4 protein-coding genes are annotated in these 5848 nt (G+C 65.4%); 3 read left to right on the top strand and 1 reads right to left on the bottom strand.

The annotated features are described in order from the left end of the window. The coding region (locus JOY90_RS39850; protein ID WP_291696560.1) for an HAD hydrolase-like protein at window positions 1-578 on the top strand (578 nt) is incomplete at its 5' end. Between the two features lie 132 nt (window positions 579-710). Here the strand turns inward: JOY90_RS39850 and JOY90_RS39845 are convergent. After that, window positions 711-1106, bottom strand: a complete 396-nt coding sequence (locus JOY90_RS39845; protein ID WP_291696559.1) for a response regulator — start codon at window positions 1104-1106, stop codon at window positions 711-713. Between the two features lie 234 nt (window positions 1107-1340). On the opposite strand from JOY90_RS39845, the gene JOY90_RS39840 reads away from it, so the two are divergent. Then, complete coding sequence (locus tag JOY90_RS39840) at window positions 1341-2312, top strand: bifunctional riboflavin kinase/FAD synthetase (RefSeq protein ID WP_291696558.1); 972 nt, start codon at window positions 1341-1343, stop codon at window positions 2310-2312. 201 nt (window positions 2313-2513) lie between these two features. Beyond that, window positions 2514-5848 (top strand): isoleucine--tRNA ligase (ileS, locus tag JOY90_RS39835; RefSeq protein ID WP_291696557.1); only part of this gene is annotated, 3335 nt, incomplete at its 3' end.

The following is a 5848-nucleotide window of genomic DNA, read 5'->3' as shown; positions in this document are numbered from 1 at the left end:
CCGGACATCCAGGCCGCAAGCTGCATTGGCTCGGCCCCGAGCGCGACCGATCGATCTATCGCGGGCTGAGCCCGACGCTCGCCCCGCTCGCCGAGGCCGACTATATCGTCTGCACCGGGCTGATCGACGACGAGACCGAGACGGCTGAAGACTATCGTGAGATGATGCATCAGGCGCGCGAGCGTGACCTGCCCCTGATCTGCGCCAATCCCGACATCGTGGTCGAGCGCGGCGACCGGCTGATCTACTGCGCCGGCGCCATCGCCGAGCTCTATCGCGAGCTCGGCGGCGAGGTGATCTTCTACGGCAAGCCGCATCTGCCGATCTATGAGCGGGCCATGTCGCTGGCGACCGAACGCCGGCACGGCCAGCGTGTCGAGCACCAGCATGTTCTCGCGATCGGCGATTCCGTGCGGACCGACCTCACCGGCGCCCACGCCTTCGGCATCGACTGCCTGTTCGTGACCCGCGGCATTCACTCGGAGGAATTCGAAGGTGTCGACCAGCTCGATCCGGCCTCGGTGCGGGAATTGTTCGGCCATCCGCCGCGGGCCTTGATCCGTGAATTAAGGTGGTAAAGGCGCGGCCGCACTCGTAGCCCGCATGAGCGCAGCGACATGCGGGGCCTTCATTCCCGGGTATCGCTGCGCTCACCCGCTACGGTCTGCGCTCCCTCGTCCCGCCCGGGGAGAGGTGAGAAAGCTGCGCCCTTACGCGTTCGCCATGTCCGGAAAGACCGCCTCGATCTTGGTCTTCAGGGTCGCCGCGTTGAACGGCTTGACGATGTAGTTGTTCACGCCGGCCTTCTTGGCCGCGATCACGTTCTCGGTCTTGGATTCCGCCGTAATCATGATGAACGGGGTGGTGGCGAGGTTGGGATCGGCGCGGACCTCGCGGAGCAGGTCGTAGCCGGTCATCGGCTCCATGTTCCAGTCCGAGATCACGAGCCCGTATTTCTTGGTGCGCATCTTGTTCAGCGCGGCCGATCCGTCGCTGGCGTCGTCGATGTTCTCGAAGCCGAGCTGCTTCAGGAGGTTGCGGATGATGCGGATCATGGTGCTGTAGTCGTCCACCACCAGAACCGACATCGACAGATCAACGGCCATTTCCTGACTCTCCCCACACGAGCCCGCCTGGGTGCCCTCAGCCCCCGCAGGAACAGTCCAAGGACTAGCATCAGCCCTTAAACAGCCCGTTAACTGACCTCAGGCTGCTTCACGCAACCGCACAACCTTTAATGGATATTCCGCCGCTTGACTTTTTCGCACCGCCCACGCCACGGTCCGCTCGCACGACCGGACCCGCCGGCTTGCGAACAATTCCTTGCAAAAAATCGTGAAATGACGAGCAATTTCACTGTGATCCGCGACACCACGCCGGCAGATTCGATCCCGAAGGGATCGGTGGTGGCGATGGGCAATTTCGATGGCGTCCATCTCGGCCACCGCGCCGTGATCGCCGCCGCGCTCGAGATGGGCCGCGTCCACCGCCGGCCGGCGCTGGCGCTCACCTTCGAGCCGCACCCCCGCCGCTTCTTCAGCCCGAACACCCCCCAGTTCCGCCTGTCGGACGAGACTGCAAAACTGCGGCTGCTGGCCGGGACCGGGCTGGCCGGCGCCGTGGTGATGACCTTCGACAAGGCGCGGGCGCAGACCAGCGCGCATGACTTCATCCGCGGCGATCTGATCGGGCGCCTCGGCGTCTCCGGCATCGCCGTCGGCTACGACTTCCATTTCGGCAAGGGCCGGGTCGGCTCACCGAGCCTCTTGGTGGCGGAAGCCCCACGCCTGGGCATCGAGGTCGACGTGCAGCCGCATGTCGACATCGACGAGCGGCCGGTCTCCTCCAGCGCCATCCGCATGGCGCTGGCGGAGGGGCAGATCGCCGACGCCACCGCCATGCTCGGCGGCCCCTGGTTCGTCACCGGCGAGGTGGTCCACGGCGAGAAGCGCGGCCGCGAACTCGGTTATCCCACCGCCAATATCCGCCTCGACCATCATTGCGGCCTGAGGCACGGCATCTATGCGGTGCGGGTCGGCCGCGGCGGCCAGCTTCTCGACGGCGTCGCGAGCTTCGGCCGTCGCCCGACCTTCGACAATGGCGCGCCGCTGCTCGAAATCTTCCTGTTCGATTTCAAGGGCAATCTCTATGGCGAAAGGCTCGACGTGGCCTTCATCGGCTTCATCCGCGAGGAGCTGAAATTCGCCTCCGTCGAGGCGCTGGTGCGGCAGATGGACGACGACAGCCGCCAGGCGCGCCAACAGCTCGCCGCCGCGCCCAAAACCTTCCCCAGGCTCGGCGCGATTGCCTGAGTGATGCGGCCCGCAAGCCTTTGCGATTTTCCCGCGCGGCTGCTATGAGGGGCGCCATGTTTGCGCGGCGCATCATAATCGGCATTAGCAGCCCGGCTTCCGCCTGAGCCCTTCGGCTCGGCGCAAGACCGGGATTTCCGTGCACCCCGCCCGCGATCCGATTCGCGTTCTCTCGCGCCCTCCCAGCGAAGTTCGACCCCGATGAACCAGAAGCTGCCAAAGTCCGACGCCAACGACTATTCCGAAACCCTGTTCCTGCCGCAGACCGATTTCCCGATGCGCGCCGGCCTGCCGCAGCGCGAGCCGGAAATCCTCAAGCGCTGGAACGAGATCGGGCTCTACGACCGCCTGCGCGAGAGCGCGAAGGGCCGCGCCAAGTTCGTGCTGCATGACGGGCCGCCCTATGCCAATGGCAACATCCACATCGGCACCGCGCTGAACAAGATCCTGAAAGACCTCGTCACCAAGAGCCAGCAGATGCTGGGCTTCAATTCCAACTATGTGCCGGGCTGGGACTGCCACGGCCTGCCGATCGAATGGAAGGTCGAGGAGGAGAACTACCGCTCCAAGGGTAGGACCAAGCCGGATTTCCGGGATTCAGCCGCGATGGTAGCGTTCCGCAGGGAATGCCGCGCCTATGCCAACAAGTGGCTCGACATCCAGCGCGAGGAGTTCAAGCGGCTCGGCATCATCGGCGACTGGGATCATCCCTACACCACCATGGCCTATCCGGCTGAGGCGCAGATCGCGCGCGAACTGATGAAGTTTGTCGCCAACGACACGCTGTATCGCGGCTCCAAGCCGGTGATGTGGAGCGTGGTCGAGAAGACCGCGCTCGCCGAAGCCGAGGTCGAGTACGAGGACTACGTCTCCGATACGGTGTGGGTGAAATTTCCGGTCACCTCGCCCGCGCATGGCGCGCTGGCACAGGCCGCGATCCTGATCTGGACCACCACGCCCTGGACGTTGCCCGGCAACCGCGCCATCTCCTTCTCGCCAAGGATCGCCTACGGCCTCTACAGGGTCACCGAGGCGCCGGCCGAGAACTGGGCGAAGACGGGTGATCTCCTGGTGATCGCCGACGCGCTGGCCGACAGCGTGTTCAAGCAGGCGCGCGTCGCGGCCTATGAGAAGGTTCGCGACGTGCCGGCCGACACGCTGGACGTCGTCGAATGCGCCCACCCCTTGAAGGGCTTTGCCGGCAGCTACGAGTTCACCGTCCCGCTTTTGGCCGGCGATCACGTCACCGACGACGCCGGCACCGGCTTCGTGCACACCGCGCCCGGCCACGGCCGCGAGGACTTCGACGCCTGGACGGCGAATGCACGGGAGCTCGAGGGGCGCGGCATCAACACCACGATCCCCTACACGGTCGACGAAAACGGCGCCTTCACCGACCATGCACCGGGCTTCGTGGGCAAGCGCGTCATCAACGACAAGGGCGAGAAGGGCGACGCCAACGACGCGGTGATCAAGGCGCTGGTCGAGGCCGGCATGCTGCTCGCGCGCGGCCGGCTCAAGCATCAATATCCGCATTCCTGGCGCTCGAAGAAGCCGGTGATCTTCCGCAACACGCCGCAATGGTTCATCGCGATGGACAAGGATATCGCGTCCAACGGCGCGACAAAAACAGGCGACACGCTCCGCGCCCGCGCGCTGCACGCAATCTCGGTCACGCAATGGGTGCCGCCGTCGGGCGAGAACCGCATCAACGGCATGATCGAGGCGCGGCCGGACTGGGTGATCTCGCGCCAACGCGCCTGGGGCGTGCCGATCGCGGTGTTCGTGCGCGAGGCGAGCGACGGCTCGGCCGAAATCCTGCAAGACGCCGAGGTCAATGCCCGCATCGCGGATGCCTTCGACAAGGAAGGCGCCGACGCCTGGTACATGGACGGTGCGCGCGAGCGCTTCCTGGGCTCGCTTGCCAATGAGGACTGGCAGAAGGTCGACGACATCCTCGACGTCTGGTTCGATTCCGGCTCGACCCATGCGTTCGTGCTGGAGGATCCCGTGCATTTCCCGGGGCTCGCCGGCATCAGCCGCAAGGTCGACGGCGGCGACGATACCGTGATGTATCTGGAAGGCTCGGACCAGCACCGCGGCTGGTTTCACTCCTCGCTGCTGGAGAGCTGCGGCACCCGCGGCCGCGCGCCGTTCGACGTCGTGCTGACCCACGGCTTCACCCAGGACGAGCACGGCCGCAAGATGTCGAAATCGCTCGGCAACACCATCGAGCCGCAGGCCGTGATCCGGGAATCCGGCGCCGACATCCTGCGGCTGTGGGTCGCCGCCTGCGACTACACCGACGACCAGCGCATCGGTCCGGAAATCCTGAAGAACACGGTCGAGACCTATCGCAAATTCCGCAACACCATCCGCTGGATGCTCGGGACGCTGCATCACTACGGGCCGGACGATCAGGTCGCAGATGCCGAGATGCCGGAGCTCGAGCGGCTGGTGCTGCACCTGCTCGCCGAGCAGGACGCGATCGTGCGCAAGGCCTATGCGGAGTTCGACTACAAGACGGTGGTGGCGACGCTGTCCGCCTTCATGAACAGCGAATTGTCGGCGTTCTATTTCGACATCCGCAAGGACACGCTGTACTGCGATCCGACCTCGTCGGTGGCGCGCAAGGCCGCGCTGACCACGATCGACATGCTCTGCGACGCGATCCTGAAATGGCTCGCGCCGATCTTGAGCTTCACCTGCGACGAGGCGTGGGGAATGTATCGCCCCGGCGGCAGCCCGTCCGTGCACCTGCTCCCCTTCCCGCACGACCTCGCGGGCTTCCGCGACGACAGTCTCGCGGCGAAATGGGAGGTGATCCGCAACGTCCGCCGCGTCGTCACCGGCGCGCTCGAGCTCGAGCGCGCCGCCAAGAACATCGGCTCCTCGCTCGAGGCCTCGCCGGTGATCTATGTCGCCGACCGCAAGGTGCTGGCGACGCTGTTCGACGTCGACCTCGCCGAGGTCTGCATCACCTCGAACTACGAAGTCGTGGAAGGCGAAGGGCCGGACAACGCGTTCCGGCTCGATGCCGTGCCCGATGTCGCCGTCGTGGTGGAGAAGGCGGTCGGCACCAAATGCGCGCGCTCGTGGAAGATCAGGACCGATGTCGGCACCGACCTCGACTATCCCGACGTGACCCCGCGCGACGCGCAGGCGCTGCGCGAGTGGAAGAAGCTCCATGGTGGCGGCGAGGCCGCGCCCGAGCCCGTTATGGCTGAAACTGCTGTGGAAGAGTCCGTCGTCGAAGTGCAGGTCGAAGACGTCGTCGAGACGAAGCCTGTCAACATGGCACGCTCGCGAAAGTCCGCGTCCGTCGCCCAACCCAGGAGCGAGATCAAGACAAAACCGAAAGCCGCTCCCTCGCCTGCAAAGACCAGCAAGGTCGCTTCGGCGGAGTCGGGCACATCGAAGACGGCCAAACCCGTCGCGAAAAACGCGGGCAAAGCCAAGTCCCACGCGAAGTCCGGTGCCAAGTCCATTGTGACGTCCAATGTGACGTCCAGTGCGAAGCCTTCCGCGAAGAAGGC

The sequence above is a fragment of the Bradyrhizobium sp. genome, assembly GCF_019242285.1.
Taxonomy (GTDB): domain Bacteria; phylum Pseudomonadota; class Alphaproteobacteria; order Rhizobiales; family Xanthobacteraceae; genus Bradyrhizobium.
The sequence above is the reverse complement of the archived record's forward strand: the minus strand, read 5'-3'. Positions and strand labels throughout refer to the sequence as shown.

Coding starts and splice junctions, on each gene's coding strand:
- JOY90_RS39845 (WP_291696559.1), bottom strand. CDS start 1,106: ATGGCCGTTGATCTGTCGATGTCGGTTCTGGTGGTGGACGACTACAGC.
- JOY90_RS39840 (WP_291696558.1), top strand. CDS start 1,341: ATGACGAGCAATTTCACTGTGATCCGCGACACCACGCCGGCAGATTCG.